Here is a 17,573-nt window from a genome sequence, read left to right as displayed (position 1 = left end):
ATCTCTTGTCTGGTGGCGATAGCGAAGAGGTCACACCCGTTCCCATACCGAACACGGAAGTTAAGCTCTTTAGCGCCAATGGTAGTTGGGACTTTGTCCCTGTGAGAGTAGGACGTTGCCAGGCACCTGAAAAAGGACTAGCTATTTTAGCTAGTCCTTTTTTGTTTACAATTTATTTGTTTTATGAAAAAGTATAGTAAGAACAATAAAATTCACGATTTGCAGGTTTTGAAATAAATTTTAGTGGCAACGATAAAAGTAAAGAATAAACTTTAATAGTACATAGTTGAAAATTTTTTCGTTTCCTTTTATATTTAAATTAAGGTCAAATATAGTCAAAGTCAGAAGGAGGGGGCAGCGTGCCAAATATCTCTGACATTATCGAACAGTATTTAAAACAAGTACTTGAATTAAGTGAAAGAGAAATTGTTGAAATAAGGCGCAGTGAGATTGCTGATAAATTTCAATGCGTTCCGTCGCAAATTAATTACGTTATCAATACCCGTTTTACAGTTGAGAGAGGTTATCTTGTAGAAAGTAAGCGAGGCGGCGGCGGCTTTATTCGTATTGCAAAAGTAAAAATGCATGATGCAGCGGATTTGTTTCAGCAAGTAATTGAGATGATTCAAAGTGAAATTTCACAAGTAAGTGCTGAAAACGTCATTATTAGGTTAGTTGAAGAAAAAGTCATCACAGAACGAGAAGCAAAAATTATGTTGAGTGTTATCAATCGTTCAGTTATTAATATTGAACTTCCTTATCGTGATGAGCTAAGGGCTAATCTTTTAAAAGCAATGCTTAATTCATTACGCTACCGATAAGCTCATGATCTATTTTATTTAGAACAGGGAGTGATGACAGGATGATTTGTCAGCAATGTGAAACGAGACCTGCAACTCTTCACTTCACAAAAATCATTAATGGTGAAAAGACGGAGATGCATGTATGTGAACAATGCGCTTCAGAAAATGGAGATGCATTTTCTTTTTCAAATCAGCAAGGTTTTTCAATCAATAACTTACTAGCTGGCCTACTTAACCTAGATCCAGCAGTAACTGAAAATTATAAGCAACAAAGTCAGGAGGTTCTTTCTTGCCCTACTTGTGGCATGACATATCAAAAATTTGCTAAAATCGGCAGGTTTGGATGTGCAGATTGCTACAAAACATTTGAGCGACCTCTTATTCCTTTCCTGAAGAGGCTGCATGGAGGTAATTATCTGCATCATGGAAAAATACCAGCAAGAATTGCAAGTAATCTTCATTTAAAAAAGGAATTACAGGCATTAAGATTGAACTTAAAAGAGTATATCGAAAAAGAGGAGTTTGAGAAAGCAGCTGAACTCCGAGATCACATTCGGTTACTAGAAAAGAAGATGAACGAATCGAGAGAGGAGGAAGCGTAATTCATGTCCCAGGATTTGTTCTTTTCCCAGCCTGTTAGCTCTTGGATGCGTCAAGAAGCTTCGAATTCAGATATTGTTCTAAGCAGTCGAATCAGGCTGGCTCGAAATTTAACTCATTATCTTTTTCCAACTCTCTTTTCTAAAGAACACGCAGTTGAAGTGGTTCGAGTATTCGAGCAAGTTTTTCAAAAAAGTGAAAACACCAATCAGTGGAATTTGCATTTACTAAAGATGAACGAATTACAGCCTCTTCAAAAGCAAGTGTTGGTTGAAAAGCATCTTATCAGTCCTAACTTGGCTGAAGGAGATAACAACGGAGCTTGTTTTTTATCAGAAAAAGAAGATTTGAGTATTATGGTTAATGAAGAAGATCATTTACGCATACAATGTTTATTTCCAGGCCTTCAATTATCTGAAGCTTTAAGCACAGCGAATAAAGTAGATAATTGGATTGAGAAATACGTAGATTATGCGTTTGATGAAAATAGAGGGTATTTAACCAGCTGTCCCACAAATGTGGGTACTGGGCTACGTGCATCTGTGATGATGCATCTGCCGGCTTTAGTGATGACCCGTCAAATTCATCGTATTATTCCCGCTATTAACCAGCTTGGCCTAGTGGTGAGAGGAATTTATGGAGAAGGTAGCGAAGCTTTAGGGAATATCTTTCAAATTTCTAATCAGATAACCTTAGGGAAATCTGAAGAAGATATTGTGGCAGATTTAAATAGTGTCGTACAGCAGTTGATTACACAAGAGCACTCTGCAAGAGACGCGCTGTTTAAAACATCTCATGTAGAGTTAGAAGATCGAGTGTATCGTTCATATGGAGTATTGGCCAATAGCCGTATTATTGAGTCAAAAGAAGCTTCACAATGTTTATCAGATGTTCGATTAGGAATCGATTTAGGGTATATAAAAGGACTGAGTCAAAATATATTGAATGAACTTATCATTATGACGCAGCCAGGCTTTTTACAAAAGTATTCGGGAGGTCCCCTAAAGCCTCAAGAACGTGACATTAAAAGAGCCACCTTAATTCGAGAACGTCTCACTATAAATAAAAACACAAATTAAACGTGGAGGGTGACGATTATATGATGTTTGGTAGATTTACAGAGCGCGCACAAAAAGTATTAGCTTTAGCACAGGAAGAAGCACTACGCCTAGGTCACAACAACATTGGAACGGAGCATATTTTATTAGGTATCGTTCGTGAAGGTGAAGGAATTGCAGCAAAAGCTCTTTCTGCTCTAGGCCTAAGCACTGAAAAAATTCAAAAAGAAGTGGAAGCATTAATTGGCAGAGGCCAAGAATTAACGCAGACCATTCATTATACACCTCGAGCGAAAAAAGTCATTGAACTTTCAATGGATGAAGCCCGAAAGCTTGGTCATTCTTATGTAGGAACAGAACATATCTTACTAGGCTTAATTCGTGAAGGTGAAGGCGTTGCAGCACGCGTTTTAAATAATTTAGGTGTCAGCCTAAATAAAGCTCGTCAGCAAGTGCTTCATTTATTAGGTAGCAATGAAGCTGCTTCAAGTCATCAAGGCGGAGGCTCTTCAAACGCTAATACACCTACGCTAGACAGCTTAGCACGCGATTTAACAGTTGTAGCGCGCGAAGGAAGCTTAGACCCTGTTATCGGACGTGGGAAAGAAATTCAGCGTGTTATTGAAGTGTTAAGCCGACGTACAAAAAACAATCCTGTATTAATTGGGGAGCCAGGTGTCGGTAAAACGGCAATCGCTGAAGGTTTGGCTCAGCAAATCGTCAACAATGAGGTTCCAGAAATTTTACGCGATAAACGCGTTATGACTTTGGATATGGGAACGGTCGTTGCTGGTACAAAATACCGCGGAGAATTTGAAGATCGCCTGAAGAAAGTAATGGATGAAATTCGTCAAGCAGGTAATATCATTCTCTTTATCGATGAGTTACACACATTAATTGGCGCTGGTGGTGCAGAAGGTGCTATCGATGCTTCTAATATTTTAAAACCGTCTCTTGCTCGTGGAGAACTTCAGTGTATCGGTGCTACGACTTTAGATGAATACAGAAAGTACATTGAAAAAGATGCAGCGTTAGAGCGTCGCTTCCAGCCAATTCAAGTGGATGAACCAACGTTGGAAGAGTCTATTCAAATCTTAAAAGGGCTTCGTGACCGTTATGAAGCCCATCACCGAGTATCTATTTCTGATGAGGCAATCGAGCAAGCGGTGAAACTATCAGATCGCTACATTTCCGATCGTTTCTTACCGGATAAAGCAATCGATTTAATTGATGAAGCTGGTTCAAAAGTGCGTTTACGTTCATTTACAACGCCGCCAAATTTAAAGGAATTAGAGCAAAAATTAGAATCAGTACGCAATGAAAAAGATGCGTCTGTTCAAAGTCAAGAATTTGAAAAAGCAGCATCTTTACGCGATACAGAGCAACGCCTACGCGAAGAATTAGAAGACACAAAGAAAATTTGGAAAGAGCAGCAAGGTAAAGAAAACTCAGCTGTAACCGTAGAAGATATTGCGATGGTGGTATCTAGCTGGACGGGTGTACCGGTCTCTAAACTGGCACAGGAAGAGACAGAAAGACTGCTGAACATGGAAGAGATTCTTCACTCTCGTGTAATTGGGCAAGAAGAAGCGGTAAAAGCAGTTGCAAAAGCTGTGCGCCGTGCTAGAGCAGGCTTGAAAGATCCAAAACGTCCAATTGGTTCATTCATTTTCTTAGGACCAACAGGGGTTGGTAAAACAGAGCTTGCACGTGCATTAGCGGAGTCAATCTTCGGCGATGAAGATGCAATGATTCGTATCGATATGTCTGAGTACATGGAGAAACATTCTACTTCACGCTTAGTAGGTTCACCTCCGGGATATGTTGGATACGAAGAAGGCGGCCAGTTAACGGAAAAAGTAAGAAGAAAACCTTACTCAGTTGTTCTTTTAGACGAAATTGAAAAAGCGCATCCGGATGTATTTAACATTTTATTACAAGTGTTAGAAGATGGACGCTTAACAGATTCAAAAGGCCGTACAGTTGATTTCCGTAATACGATTTTAATTATGACATCAAACGTAGGTGCTGATACATTAAAACGAAGCAAGCACTTAGGGTTCACAGTAGAAGCGGAAGGGCAAGACTACAAAGATATGAAAGGAAAAGTAATGGCGGAAATGAAGCGCGCGTTCCGTCCTGAGTTCCTAAACCGTATCGATGAAATTATCGTCTTCCATTCATTAGAGAAACCTCACTTAGCTGAAATCGTTAAATTAATGGCGGATCAGTTAACAAGACGCTTAAAAGAGCAAGAAATTGATCTTGAATTAACAAAAGAGGCAATTGATAAGATTGCAGAGGAAGGTTTTGATCCAGAATACGGTGCTCGTCCACTTCGTAGAGCAATTCAAAAACATATTGAAGACCGTTTATCTGAAGAGCTGCTAAAAGGGGTTGTTCAAAAAGGTCAGAAAGTGACGCTAGATGTAGACAAAGGAGAATTTGTTGTTAAATCCTCCGCTCCAAGCAGCATCAGCTAAATTTACTCAAACCAAGACGAGGCATACGAAAAAACACGTATGCCTCCCTTTTTATTTTAGCTTAGGAAATAGTGTACAATAGAGATAGAAATCGATTGAATGAACGGAGAGATTGATAACATAATGGCGAAACGAAAAACAAAATTTGCATGTCAGCATTGCGGATATGAATCAGCAAAATGGATGGGGAAATGTCCCGGGTGCGGAAGCTGGAATTCTATGGTAGAAGAAATGGAGGAAACGAAATCATCACGCCGAGGAGCTTTTTCCGGAGCTACTGCTTCTAAAGTCCAAAAACCTCAGTCAATTACAGCGATTGAATCTACAACAGAACCACGAATTTTCACACCTTCTGCAGAGTTAAATCGTGTATTAGGAGGAGGTATTGTCAGAGGGTCACTCGTTTTAATAGGGGGAGATCCGGGTATCGGAAAGTCTACTTTACTTTTGCAAACCTCCGCGCAGTTAGCAATGAAACAAAATAAAGTACTATATATTTCGGGAGAGGAATCAACCAAACAAACGAAGTTAAGAGCGGACAGGCTAGGTGTAAAAGCTGAAGAGCTTTATGTTCACGCAGAAACAAACTTAGAATTAATACTAGAGGCCATCTCAAGCATGCAGCCTGATTTTGTGGTGATTGATTCCATTCAAACCATTTACCATGCTGATGTCACATCAGCGCCAGGAAGCGTCTCACAGGTGCGAGAGTGTACGGCTGAACTAATGCGTGTTGCTAAAACGAATGGAATTGCCATCTTTATTGTGGGTCATGTAACGAAAGAAGGGGCCATTGCAGGACCAAGACTTCTTGAACATATGGTGGATACGGTTCTTTATTTTGAAGGAGAGCGCCATCATACGTATCGTATATTAAGAGCAGTTAAGAACCGATTTGGATCCACAAATGAAATGGGCATTTTTGAAATGAAAGAAAGTGGGCTAGAAGAAGTATTGAATCCATCTGAAATCTTTCTAGAAGAACGGTCTCAGGGAGCAGCAGGATCGGTTGTTGTCGCTTCAATGGAAGGGACAAGACCCGTATTAGTAGAGCTGCAGGCGCTAATCAGTCCAACGAGCTTTGGAAACCCTAGAAGAATGGCGACGGGAGTAGATCATAATCGCGTTTCGCTTATCATGGCTGTCTTAGAAAAGCGTGTAGGAATGCTGCTGCAGAATCAAGATGCTTATTTAAAAGTAGCAGGTGGAGTGAAATTAGATGAACCAGCAATTGATTTAGCTGTAGCCGTTAGTATTGCTTCAAGCTTCAGAGATGCTGCTTCTAGCGCTACGGATGTTATTGTAGGAGAGGTAGGATTAACAGGTGAAGTACGCCGAGTATCTAGAATTGAACAGCGCGTTCAAGAAGCGGTAAAATTAGGGTTCCAACGAATTATTATCCCAGAGAAAAATTTAGGAGGATGGAAAGTCCCAGATGGTATTGATGTGATTGGGGTATCAACAGTAGCGGAGGCTCTGCAATATACATTAGGAGGATAAGCAGTGGAAGGAGAAAAAACAACAGTTAGTCAAAAACAAATATCAGAAATTCTGCAGTTTGTAGCACCAGGAACCCCTATTCGTGACGGTATCGATAACGTCTTGCGGGCAAAGACGGGCGGCTTAATTGTTATGGGCTACAATGAACAAGTCAAAAAGATGGTAGATGGAGGATTTTCGATTAATTGTGCATTTACACCTGCGCATTTATACGAGTTAGCCAAAATGGATGGAGCGCTTATTTTAAATGACAGCGGAAGCAAGATATTATTTGCTAATGCTCAGCTCATGCCAGACCCCTCTACTCCTTCTTCACAGACAGGAATGCGACACCGTACAGCAGAGCGTGTAGCTAAGCAGTCAGGTGTATTGGTAATAGCCATTTCACAAAGAAGAAATGTGATTACGCTTTACAAAGGGTCTCTGCAGTATGTATTGAAAGACATTAGCGTTATTTTAGCAAAAGCGAATCAAGCGCTTGGAACACTTGAAAAGTACAAGGCGGTATTAGACGAATCGATTACAAGTCTCAGTGCATTAGAGTTTGAAGAGCAAGTAACTCATACAGATGTGCTGCAGTCGCTTCATCGTACAGAAATGGTTCTGCGTATTAAAAATGAAATTTTGAGCTATATTAGCGAGTTAGGAACAGAAGGAAGACTAATCCGTCTCCAAATGAATGAACTACTTTCCCACTTAGAGGAAGAAGCAACTTTATTAATCAAAGATTATATGTATGACCTCAGCTTTGACCCTTACCGAGTAATTGAACGCATGCAGCAGCCGTCAAATAATGTTCTTCTCGATGACCAAACGCTTCTTCGCTTAATGGGATATCCCATGTATACAAGCTTTGAAGACAGCGTTATTCCTAGAGGGTATCGAATGCTTCATAAAATTCCAAGACTTCCATCGATTATTATTGAAAATCTCATTGATGAATTAGGGGATTTAAAAACGATAGCAGATGCGTCGGTAGAAGAATTGGATGAGGTAGAAGGCATCGGTGAAATTCGAGCACGCAAAATCAGAGAAGGCCTAAAAAGACTAAAAGAGCAGCATCTTACAAACCGCCAGCTATAGGATATTAATTGACATTAAATGTTTGATTCATTAAGATATTGTGAAAATACAAAAAAAGTGACAGTTTGTTTACAAATTCTGTTTTTTGGTTAAATAACAGGTTTCAATCATTGTAAACTGTTTATAATGATAAAGGGAGGTGAAGGCGTGTTAAAACGTTTTGTACAGTTATTTTTTATTATTACAGGTGGTACATTGGGCGTCTTTTTTATACCTGAACTTATTCAATTATTAAATCTGCAAGATGTAGCATTTCTAGAAAAGCCTTACGTCGATGCAATACTAGGAGCCATTTTGTTTTTCCTTGTCACGTTTTGGATTGTTGATTATATAGTTGAATTAATTCGCCGAGTGGAAGAGGCGTTACTGAAGGCGCCTGTAACGGATGTGCTTTTTGGGAGCTTAGGGTTGATTTTAGGGCTTATTGTAGCCTACTTGGTCGGAGCTTTTTTAGGCAGAATTCAACTTCAAGTAGTAAGTACCATTTTACCAATCTTTCTAAGTATTCTTTTAGGTTACTTAGGGTTTCAAGTCGGGTTTAAAAAACGTGATGAACTTGTAAGCGTGTTTTCGATGCCGGCTCGAATTGGGAAGAAAAAAGGACAAGAAGAAGAAACAGATAACGAAGAATCATTAAAGTCTCTTAAGATTTTAGATACGAGCGTTATTATTGACGGCCGTATCGCAGATATTTGTCAAACAGGATTTTTAGACGGAACGATTGTTATTCCGCGCTTTGTGCTTGAGGAACTTCAGCATATTGCTGATTCGTCGGATGTTCTAAAACGAAACAGAGGTAGACGAGGTCTAGATATTCTAAACCGTATTCAAAAAGAACTGGCAATGAAGGTAGAAATTTATGAAGGCGATTTCGAAGACATTCAAGAAGTAGACAGCAAGCTGGTTAAATTGGCAAAGCTAACTTCCGGTTTGGTCGTGACAAACGATTTTAATTTAAATAAAGTATGTGAACTTCAAAATGTTGGCGTTTTAAATATCAATGACTTAGCAAATGCCGTCAAGCCAATTGTACTTCCAGGAGAAGAAATGAACGTATTGGTTATAAAAGACGGTAAAGAGCACAATCAAGGTATTGCCTATCTTGATGACGGTACAATGATCGTGGTAGAAGAAGGTAGAAATTATATTGGAAAGCAAATTGATGTACTGGTGACGAGCGTACTCCAAACCTCAGCAGGCCGTATGATTTTTGCGAAACCCAAGTTATTAGAAAAAGCACTGTGACGTAACAGGTAAAGGGAGTATACCTATGAAGTATGAAATTATCGTGTTAGCTGCAGGTCAGGGGAAGCGAATGAAAGCGGGGCGGAACAAACAATTTTTAACTATTCAAAACGTTCCGCTTATCATTCATACGCTGCAAAAATTCGAACAAGATCCTTGGTGCAGTGGAATTGTACTAGTTGTAAACGAAAAAGAAATGGAGATTTTTGAAGAGTTATTAATCGAATATCCAATTCAAAAGGTTCAATCATTGACAGTTGGAGGCGATGAACGTCAACATAGCGTTTATAACGGCCTTAAAAGTTTAAAGCAGGCTCAGATGGTATTAATTCATGATGGTGCTCGTCCATTTGTTCAACAAAACACAATCCATGAGTTAGTAGAAAAAGCTGCTAGTGATAAGGCTGCTGTGCTGGCTGTTCCAGTAAAAGACACAATTAAGCGTGTGGAACAGGGTACTGTCGTTGAAACAGTTGAGCGCTCTAGCTTGTGGGCTATTCAAACGCCGCAGGCTTTTCTTTTTGATGTAGTAATGGATGCACACGAAAAAGCAAAAACAAATGAATACTTAGGCACCGATGATGCAAGCTTAGTAGAAAAAGCGGGGCAAAAAGTATCGATTGTAGAGGGAAATTACGATAATATAAAACTAACAACACCAGAAGATTTGTTATATGCAGAAGCTATATTAACAAAGCTAAACAAGACTGAAGGAGTGGAAAAATGAACATTCGAGTAGGACAAGGTTTCGACGTACATGAATTTGCAGAAGGAAGACCTTTAATCATCGGCGGTTTAGAAATTCCGTATGAAAAAGGATTATTAGGCCACTCAGATGCAGATGTGCTGTTGCATACAATCGCAGATGCCTTATTAGGAGCGGCGGCTAAGGGAGATATCGGAAAGCATTTTCCGGATACAGACCCTGAATTTAAAGATGCTGATTCAGCAAAGCTTCTTCAACACGTATGGAAACTGCTAAAAGATGAAGGCTATGAATTAAGCAATGTAGATTGCACAATTATCGCGCAAAAACCTAAAATGGCTCCTTACATTGAACCAATGAGAGAGCGTATTGCGCAGCTGTTAGAAGCAAGCATTTCTCAAATTAACGTCAAGGCAACAACAACAGAAAAGTTAGGCTTTACGGGACGTGAAGAAGGAATTGCCGCCCAAGCAGCCGTTTTAGTTTATCAAAAATAAAAACAGTTGACTTTGACAGATACCTATTTGGTGATAAAATTAGAACATGTCTAAAACATATAAATACATACTATAAGTAATATTAAATTGGAGGTCATCTTAGTTATGTCAAGCGAAGTAAGAGTTCGTTATGCCCCGAGTCCAACTGGACATCTTCATATAGGGAATGCAAGAACAGCACTATTTAATTATTTATTTGCACGAAATCAAAACGGTAAATTTATTATCCGTATTGAAGATACAGATCAAAAGCGTAATATCGAAGGCGGAGAAGAAAGTCAGCTGCGCTATTTAAAATGGTTAGGTATTGAATGGGATGAGAGTATCGACGTAGGCGGCGAGTACGGTCCTTATCGCCAGTCTGAACGTACGGAAATCTATCAAAAATATACGGAAGAACTTCTTGAAAAAGGATTAGCTTATCACTGTTACTGTACGTCAGAAGAGCTTGAAAAAGAGCGTGAAGAACAGCAGGCGAACAGTCAAATGCCGCGCTATTCAGGTAAGTGCCGTAACTTAACAGCTGAACAGCGTGCTGAACTAGAAGCAGAAGGCCGTGAGCCAAGCATTCGCTTCCGTGTTCCTAGCAACACAGAAATTAAATGGAATGATATAGTCAAAGATGAAGTATCATTTGAATCTGAAGGCATTGGTGATTTCGTTATTGTGAAAAAAGACGGTACACCAACATATAACTACGCTGTAGCCATTGATGATTATCTAATGAAGATGACACATGTTCTACGCGGAGATGACCATATTTCTAATACACCGAAGCAAATTCTTGTGTATGAAGCTTTAGGCTGGACGCCTCCTGTATTTGGTCATATGACATTAATCGTAAATGAAAATCGCCGTAAGCTAAGTAAACGTGATGAGTCAATCATTCAGTTTATTGAGCAATATAAAGAATTAGGCTACTTGCCGGAAGCACTGTTTAATTTTATTACAATGCTTGGCTGGTCACCTGTGGGAGAAGAAGAAATCTTCTCTAAAGAACAGTTCATTGAAATTTTTGACCCAGCTCGTTTATCAAAATCTCCAGCACTATTTGATACAAGCAAATTACGTTGGATGAACAACCAATACATGAAACAATTGGATTTAGACGAGGTAGTAGCTTTATCAGTTCCTCACTTAGTGAAAGCTGGAAAAGTTGAAGAAACGCGCGATGCAGAAACAGAACAATGGGTACGTGACTTAGTCGCTCTATACCAAGAACAAATGAGCTTTGGCGCTGAGATTGTTGAACTTACTGAAATGTTCTTTAAGAAAGAAATTGATTACAGTGAAGAAGCAAAAGCAGTGCTTGCTGAAGAGCAAGTACCGGAAGTGTTAAAAGCATTTGCTGAAGAAATTTCTTCCTTAGAAGAATTCAGTGCTGATGAAATTAAGGCAGCAACAAAAGCTGTACAAAAAGCAACAGGTCAAAAAGGTAAAAAACTATTTATGCCAATTCGTGTAGCAACAACAGGCGAAACACACGGTCCTGAGCTTCCAAAAGCTATTTCTCTTTTAGGGAAAGAAACAGTTTTAGCTCGTCTAGAAAGCATTTATAGTTAACAAATTTCTATTTTGCCCATATGATAGAATAATCAAATATGGATATCGTTGAGAAGGAAGAGTAGGCAAGTTCATTGCATATCAGAGAGGGTTATCACCGGCTGAAAGTAACCTATGACAAAACTTGTTGAAGTGCGCCTTTGAGTCTTTTGTTGAATGCTGCTAAAGTAAGTAGGCAAAAGCGGGTACTTTCACGTTATGAGAGAAGAGTTGGGATCGTTTGTTGATCCAAACAGAGTGGAACCGCGTATATACGTCTCTGTGTCATTTGACATAGGGGCGTTTTTTTATACAATCAATGAGTAGATAGAGGAATAGCGGAATTGGGGTGAGATGATGCTAAAGTTGTTAAAGGAAGACATTGAAGCCATATTTGAACAAGATCCTGCAGCAAGAAGTTATATTGAAGTGATATTAACCTATTCGGGGTTGCATGCTATTTGGGCACATAGATTCGCTCACGGGCTTTTTAAAAGAAAGTGGTTTTTTCTGGCACGTGTAATCTCACAAATTAGCCGATTCTTCACAGGGATTGAAATCCATCCGGGTGCGAAAATTGGCCGCCGCTTTTTTATTGACCATGGAATGGGAATTGTGATTGGGGAAACGTGCGAAATTGGAGATAATGTAACAGTATATCAAGGAGTAACACTCGGAGGAACAGGGAAAGAAAAAGGAAAGCGTCACCCGACGATCGAGGACAATGTCTTAATTGCAACAGGTGCTAAAGTACTAGGGTCGATTACGATTCATGCGCACTCCAAAATTGGAGCGGGCTCAGTTGTGTTAAATGACGTCCCAGAAAACTCAACGGTTGTTGGTATCCCTGGCCGAGTCGTCATTCAAAATGGCGTCCGGATTCCAAAAGATTTGAATCATCAAGATTTGCCAGATCCAGATGCAGAGCGTTTTAAACAGCTAGAGAAAGAAATTTTACACCTGCAAAATCAATTAAAGGAATTAAAAGAAGGGAAGATTCACCATGGCAATTAAGCTATATAACACGTTAACACGTCAAAAAGAGACATTTGTACCTCTAGAAGAAAACAAAGTCAAAATGTACGTGTGCGGACCGACCGTGTATAACTATATTCATATTGGAAATGCGCGTCCTGCAATCGTATTTGATACGGTGCGCCGCTATTTAGAATTTAGAGGCTACGATGTAGAGTATGTCTCAAACTTCACAGATGTGGATGATAAATTAATTAAGGCAGCAAAAGAGTTAGGAGAAGATGTTCCAACGATCGCAAACCGCTTTATCGATGCTTACTTTGAAGATACGTCAGCTCTTGGATGCAAGCATGCCGATGTGCATCCACGCGTAACTGAAAATATGGATATCATTATTGAGTTCATTGATGAACTGGTGAGAAAAGGATATGCATATGAGTCAGAGGGTGATGTATACTATCGTACACGTAAGTTTGAAGGATACGGAAAATTATCACATCAATCTATTGATGAATTGCAATCCGGTGCTCGTATCGAAGTTGGAGAAAAGAAAGAAGATCCATTAGACTTTACTCTTTGGAAAGCAACCAAAGATGGAGAAATCGCATGGGATAGCCCTTGGGGTCAAGGAAGACCAGGCTGGCATATCGAGTGCTCTGCGATGGCACGCAAGTATTTAGGTGATACAATTGATATCCACGCAGGCGGTCAGGATTTAGCTTTCCCTCATCACGAAAATGAAATTGCCCAATCAGAAGCGCTCACTGGGAAATCGTTTGCGAAATACTGGCTTCATAACGGATATATCAATATTGATAATGAAAAGATGTCTAAATCACTAGGGAACTTCGTGTTAGTTCATGACATTATTAAAAAGCATGATCCGTCCCTACTTCGATTCTTTATTTTATCCGTTCACTATCGTCACCCAATTAACTATAACGAAGAAATTTTAGAGAATACGCGCAAAGGGTTTGAGCGTCTGCAAACAGCTTACGGCAACTTAACTCACCGTCTAGAGGCAGCAACAAATCTTCAAGAAGATGCTTCAGAATGGTTCGAAAAGCTAAAAGAGCTTCGCGAAACGTTTGTTGAAGAGATGGATGATGATTTTAATACTGCAAATGCCATTTCTGTTCTGTTCGAGCTAGCAAAGCAAGCTAACTTGTATTTATTAGAACAAACAACGTCTACAGATGTAATTGAAGCCTTTATTAAAGAGTTTAAAGAACTAGGTGCTGCAATAGGCATTACGTTTGGAGAAGCTGAACTTCTAGACGAAGAAATTGATCAATTGATCCAAGATCGTATTCAGGCTCGTAAAGATCGTAATTTCCAATTAGCAGATCAAATTCGAGATGAATTAAAGGCTAAAAATATTATTTTAGAAGATACGGCGCAAGGAACAAGATGGAAAAGAGGATAATAGTGTTATGAGCAGCAGTAAATTAGATGTAAAACAGCTAAATAGCTTAGCTCTTGCTTATATGGGTGATGCGGTGTTTGATTTACATGTTCGCCGCCACCTGCTGGTGTTAGGGACAGTGCGCCCTAACCAGCTTCATAATAAAGCTAAAAAATACGTATCAGCAAAAGCACAAGCGCAAATCGTATATTATTTTAAAAATGAAAACTTTTTTACTGAAGAAGAAGAAGGTGTACTGCGCCGAGGACGCAATGCAAAGTCCGGTACAGTCCCTAAAAACACAGATGTGCAAACGTATCGCTACAGTACGGCATTTGAAGCGGTCGTAGGCTATTTGTATCTTTTAGGTGAAGAAGAAAGAATGATGGAACTTATTACTAAAGCTATCTCTTTCGTCGATGAAGGAGAGGGAGGAATGAATCATGGAACATGAATTTATCATTGGACGTAATCCGGTCCTAGAAGCCCTAAAGTCTGGGCGCGACATTAACAAACTATGGATTGCCGAAGGATCGCAAGGCGGTTCTATGGGGCAAATCACGCAGTTAGCAAAACGTAATGGTGTATTGGTGCAGTTTGTACCGAAAAAGAAAATTGAGCAAATGGTAGAAGGTATTCATCAAGGAGTAGCTGCACAAGTTGCTGCTTATCAATATGCAGAGTTAGATGATTTATTTAACTTAGCGGAAAAACGTAATGAAAGTCCGTTTTTTCTTCTGCTAGATGAGCTTGAAGATCCCCATAATTTAGGTTCTATTATGCGAACAGCCGATGCCGTTGGCGCACACGGTATTATTATTCCAAAGCGCCGTTCAGTTGGATTAACGGCCACTGTAGCTAAGGCCTCTACAGGAGCGATTGAACATGTTCCCGTAGCAAGGGTAACAAACCTATCAAGGACGATTGATGAATTAAAAGATCGAGGCGTATGGATTGTTGGAACAGATGCGAAAGAAAGCGATGATTATCGCAACTTAGATGGAGGTATGCCGCTTACGTTAGTTATTGGAAGCGAAGGAAAAGGCATGAGTCGTTTGATTCGTGAAAAATGCGACTTCCTTGTACAGCTTCCAATGGTTGGGCATGTTACATCGTTAAATGCATCTGTAGCAGCTAGTCTTCTCATGTATGAGGTTTACCGAAAACGCCATCCTCTAGGTGAATAAGAATGGATATTCTACTGGTGGATGGTTATAACATGATAGGTGCGTGGCCCGACCTAAGAAAGCTTAGAGATAATGATTTAGCCGGTGCTCGAGATCTGTTAATCGAAAAGATGGCAGAGTATCAAGCATATATGGGGTATCGTGTCATTATTGTCTTCGATGCTCATATGGTCGAAGGAATTGAAAAGAAGGCAAAAAATCATAAGGTTGACGTTGTATTTACAAGAGAAAATGAAACAGCGGATGAGTACATTGAAAAGCTGGCTCAAGAGCTAAACAATGTAAAGACACAGATTCATGTTGCTACATCTGATTTCACGGAGCAGTGGGCAATCTTTGGACAAGGTGCGCTCAGAATTTCTGCTCGAGAATTGTACAACGAAATTGAGCAGATTGAGAAACATATTAATCTTGATGTGAAGTCTATTCAAAATCAAAAGCCAGCGGCACGCATTCAACTTTCCAATCAAGTAGCCGAAATTTTCGAAAAATGGCGTCGGGGACAGCGGTGAGGTTATTGACGGTACGGAATTAGCTACTGTATAATATTTCTATCTACTGTGCGGTCGGGGGGATCGATATGGGCGATAATTATGGGAGAAAACTGCATGCTCATTTCGAACAACAAGAGGATGAAACAGTTGTCGATCTTGTGCATAAAGGCGATATTGACGCATTAGAGTATTTGATTCATAAATACAAAAACTTTGTGCGAGCAAAGGCGCGGTCATATTTTTTAATTGGGGCAGACCGTGAAGATATTGTACAAGAAGGTATGATAGGGTTATATAAGGCAATTAGAGATTTTAGAGAAGATAAGCTAACTTCGTTTAAAGCTTTTGCTGAACTTTGCATTACCAGGCAAATTATTACCGCTATTAAAACCGCAACAAGGCAAAAACATATTCCATTAAACTCTTATGTATCATTGGACAAGCCAATATATGATGAAGAGTCCGACCGAACCTTAATGGATGTTATTTCGGGGACAAAAGTAGCAAATCCAGAAGAGTTGCTCATTAATCGAGAGAAGTTTGATGATATTGAATTAAAGATGGCTGAACTTTTAAGTGATCTTGAGCGAAAAGTTCTCGTTCTTTATTTAGATGGTCAATCTTATCAAGAGATTTCAGAAGAGTTAAACCGCCACGTCAAATCCATCGATAATGCACTTCAGCGTGTGAAGAGGAAATTAGAGCGCTACCTCGAGATTCGTGAAATCACAATGTAGCCTTCTATCCTCATATTGACATGCTAAGAAAGTCTGTGATACTTTTTTATAGACATTATCACTCTATAGGTGGTTGACATTATGCGTAAAAAAGTTGTACTTGCGTGTGTGCAATGCGCTAGTCGTAACTATACGACTATGAAAAACACACAGCAAAACGAAGAGCGTTTAGAAATGAAGAAGTTTTGCAAAACGTGTAACGCACATACGATTCATCGTGAAACAAAGTAGATCAATAATCTGCACAGACTAATACCCCTTTTAATTTATTGGAGGTTACAAACATGAACCGTGTAGGAAATTTCTTGCGTGATGTTGGGCGTGAGATGAAGAAGGTAAGTTGGCCTAAAAAAAATGAGCTAACTCGTTATACAATTACTGTTATTTCTACAGTTGTATTTATGACACTCTTTTTTGTAGTAGTTGATTACGGAATTTCGTCACTTATTCGTTTAATCCCTTGAATAAATTGACTTGAATCATGGTATAATAAAGCTAAATTATGTTTTTTTCAGAAAAGCCCGGAGACGGGTTTTTTAATTTGCTTTAAGAATGATTGTGCTAGGAGTCAACTATTTTCCTAGTGCGTTGTCTGTGCAATAGATTAGGACATCTTATTTTATAGTGAGCTGGGAGGGAAGGACGTATAGTCCTCAGAAATGGAGAAAAATTGGTATGTAGTCCATACTTATTCTGGATATGAAAATAAAGTAAAAACAAATTTAGAAAAGCGCGTAGAAACAATGGGTATGCAAGATAAAATTTTTCGCGTTGTTGTTCCTGAAGAAGAAGAAAGAGAAATTAAGAACAACAAAGAAAAGATTACAAAGAAAAAAGTATTTCCAGGGTACGTGTTAGTTGAAATCATCATGACGGATGATTCATGGTATGTAGTTCGTAATACACCTGGCGTTACGGGCTTTGTAGGTTCAGCAGGTTCTGGCTCAAAGCCAACTGCTCTTCTACCAGAAGAAGTAGAAATGATCTTAAAACAAATGGGCATGGACGAGAAGCATGCTGACTTTGACTTTGAACTAAAAGAAACAGTATTGGTTCAAGAAGGTCCGTTTGCAAACTTCGAAGGTACCATTGAAGAAATCGATACAGATAAACGTAAAGTTAAGGTTCATGTGGATATGTTCGGAAGACAAACACCAGTAGAGCTAGACTTTACACAAATTGAAAAAATATAATCTGTAAGACCTTGCAATTCATGAAGTTTAATGTTAATATTTCATAAGTCAGTATGTCTCAAAAC

General features: G+C 39.3%; 19 protein-coding genes, 1 rRNA gene and 1 other annotated feature. All 20 genes read left to right on the top strand.

From position 1 onward, the window contains the following. Positions 1–8: 8 nt before the first annotated feature. Positions 9–124: ribosomal RNA gene (gene rrf, locus AC0KUU_RS28240) — 5S ribosomal RNA — on the top strand. Positions 125–359: 235 nt separating this feature from the next. Then, entirely contained in the window at positions 360–821 is a 462-nt protein-coding gene (locus AC0KUU_RS28235) for a CtsR family transcriptional regulator (RefSeq protein ID WP_322551665.1), read from the top strand. A 41-nt stretch (positions 822–862) separates the two neighbouring features. Further along, positions 863–1,405 (top strand): UvrB/UvrC motif-containing protein, encoded by a 543-nt coding sequence (locus AC0KUU_RS28230; protein ID WP_025753183.1) that lies wholly within the window; start codon positions 863–865, stop codon positions 1,403–1,405. A gap of 3 nt (positions 1,406–1,408) precedes the next feature. Then, positions 1,409–2,482 carry a protein arginine kinase gene (locus AC0KUU_RS28225; RefSeq protein ID WP_097825356.1) on the top strand — a complete coding sequence of 358 codons (1,074 nt, stop codon included), beginning with the start codon at positions 1,409–1,411 and terminating at the stop codon, positions 2,480–2,482. A gap of 20 nt (positions 2,483–2,502) precedes the next feature. Beyond that, positions 2,503–4,944 carry an ATP-dependent protease ATP-binding subunit ClpC gene (clpC, locus tag AC0KUU_RS28220; protein WP_043982721.1) on the top strand — a complete coding sequence of 814 codons (2,442 nt, stop codon included), beginning with the start codon at positions 2,503–2,505 and terminating at the stop codon, positions 4,942–4,944. A 123-nt stretch (positions 4,945–5,067) separates the two neighbouring features. Next, entirely contained in the window at positions 5,068–6,444 is a 1,377-nt protein-coding gene (gene radA, locus AC0KUU_RS28215) for a DNA repair protein RadA (RefSeq protein ID WP_013054899.1), read from the top strand. A 3-nt stretch (positions 6,445–6,447) separates the two neighbouring features. Continuing rightward, positions 6,448–7,527: a DNA integrity scanning diadenylate cyclase DisA gene (gene disA, locus AC0KUU_RS28210; RefSeq protein ID WP_013054900.1), complete on the top strand. Its 1,080-nt coding sequence runs from the start codon at positions 6,448–6,450 to the stop codon at positions 7,525–7,527. A 147-nt stretch (positions 7,528–7,674) separates the two neighbouring features. Further along, on the top strand, positions 7,675–8,772 hold the full coding sequence (locus AC0KUU_RS28205; RefSeq protein ID WP_013054901.1) for a PIN/TRAM domain-containing protein: 1,098 nt from the start codon (positions 7,675–7,677) through the stop codon (positions 8,770–8,772). Positions 8,773–8,797: 25 nt separating this feature from the next. Next, positions 8,798–9,499 (top strand): 2-C-methyl-D-erythritol 4-phosphate cytidylyltransferase, encoded by a 702-nt coding sequence (gene ispD / locus AC0KUU_RS28200; RefSeq protein ID WP_043982719.1) that lies wholly within the window; start codon positions 8,798–8,800, stop codon positions 9,497–9,499. Continuing rightward, complete coding sequence (gene ispF / locus AC0KUU_RS28195; protein ID WP_013054903.1) at positions 9,496–9,975, top strand: 2-C-methyl-D-erythritol 2,4-cyclodiphosphate synthase; 480 nt, start codon at positions 9,496–9,498, stop codon at positions 9,973–9,975. Before ispD ends, ispF begins: the two co-directional genes overlap by 4 nt. 105 nt (positions 9,976–10,080) lie before the next feature. After that, positions 10,081–11,538, top strand: coding sequence for a glutamate--tRNA ligase (gltX, locus tag AC0KUU_RS28190; protein ID WP_028412658.1), 1,458 nt, complete (start codon positions 10,081–10,083; stop codon positions 11,536–11,538). A 39-nt stretch (positions 11,539–11,577) separates the two neighbouring features. Further along, positions 11,578–11,802: a binding site (T-box leader), on the top strand. A 72-nt stretch (positions 11,803–11,874) separates the two neighbouring features. Beyond that, positions 11,875–12,531, top strand: a complete 657-nt coding sequence (cysE, locus tag AC0KUU_RS28185; RefSeq protein ID WP_025753192.1) for a serine O-acetyltransferase — start codon at positions 11,875–11,877, stop codon at positions 12,529–12,531. Continuing rightward, positions 12,521–13,918 (top strand): cysteine--tRNA ligase, encoded by a 1,398-nt coding sequence (cysS, locus tag AC0KUU_RS28180; RefSeq protein ID WP_043982717.1) that lies wholly within the window; start codon positions 12,521–12,523, stop codon positions 13,916–13,918. Before cysE ends, cysS begins: the two co-directional genes overlap by 11 nt. A gap of 7 nt (positions 13,919–13,925) precedes the next feature. Continuing rightward, positions 13,926–14,351, top strand: coding sequence for a Mini-ribonuclease 3 (locus AC0KUU_RS28175; protein ID WP_013054907.1), 426 nt, complete (start codon positions 13,926–13,928; stop codon positions 14,349–14,351). Next, positions 14,341–15,084 carry a 23S rRNA (guanosine(2251)-2'-O)-methyltransferase RlmB gene (rlmB, locus tag AC0KUU_RS28170; protein WP_043982715.1) on the top strand — a complete coding sequence of 248 codons (744 nt, stop codon included), beginning with the start codon at positions 14,341–14,343 and terminating at the stop codon, positions 15,082–15,084. Before AC0KUU_RS28175 ends, rlmB begins: the two co-directional genes overlap by 11 nt. A 2-nt stretch (positions 15,085–15,086) precedes the next feature. Beyond that, positions 15,087–15,596, top strand: coding sequence for an NYN domain-containing protein (locus tag AC0KUU_RS28165; protein WP_013081364.1), 510 nt, complete (start codon positions 15,087–15,089; stop codon positions 15,594–15,596). A gap of 68 nt (positions 15,597–15,664) precedes the next feature. Continuing rightward, the gene (sigH, locus tag AC0KUU_RS28160) at positions 15,665–16,315 is read left to right on the top strand and encodes an RNA polymerase sporulation sigma factor SigH (protein WP_013054910.1); all 651 of its coding nucleotides are present in this window, start codon (positions 15,665–15,667) and stop codon (positions 16,313–16,315) included. Positions 16,316–16,396: 81 nt separating this feature from the next. Continuing rightward, on the top strand, positions 16,397–16,546 hold the full coding sequence (rpmG, locus tag AC0KUU_RS28155) for a 50S ribosomal protein L33 (RefSeq protein ID WP_013081365.1): 150 nt from the start codon (positions 16,397–16,399) through the stop codon (positions 16,544–16,546). Between the two features lie 53 nt (positions 16,547–16,599). Further along, positions 16,600–16,779, top strand: coding sequence for a preprotein translocase subunit SecE (gene secE, locus AC0KUU_RS28150; RefSeq protein WP_013054912.1), 180 nt, complete (start codon positions 16,600–16,602; stop codon positions 16,777–16,779). A 195-nt stretch (positions 16,780–16,974) separates the two neighbouring features. Continuing rightward, complete coding sequence (gene nusG / locus AC0KUU_RS28145; RefSeq protein WP_013054913.1) at positions 16,975–17,508, top strand: transcription termination/antitermination protein NusG; 534 nt, start codon at positions 16,975–16,977, stop codon at positions 17,506–17,508. Positions 17,509–17,573 lie beyond the last annotated feature (65 nt).

Source organism: Priestia sp. ST2 (genome assembly GCF_055810735.1).
The sequence above is the reverse complement of the archived record's forward strand: the minus strand, read 5'-3'. Positions and strand labels throughout refer to the sequence as shown.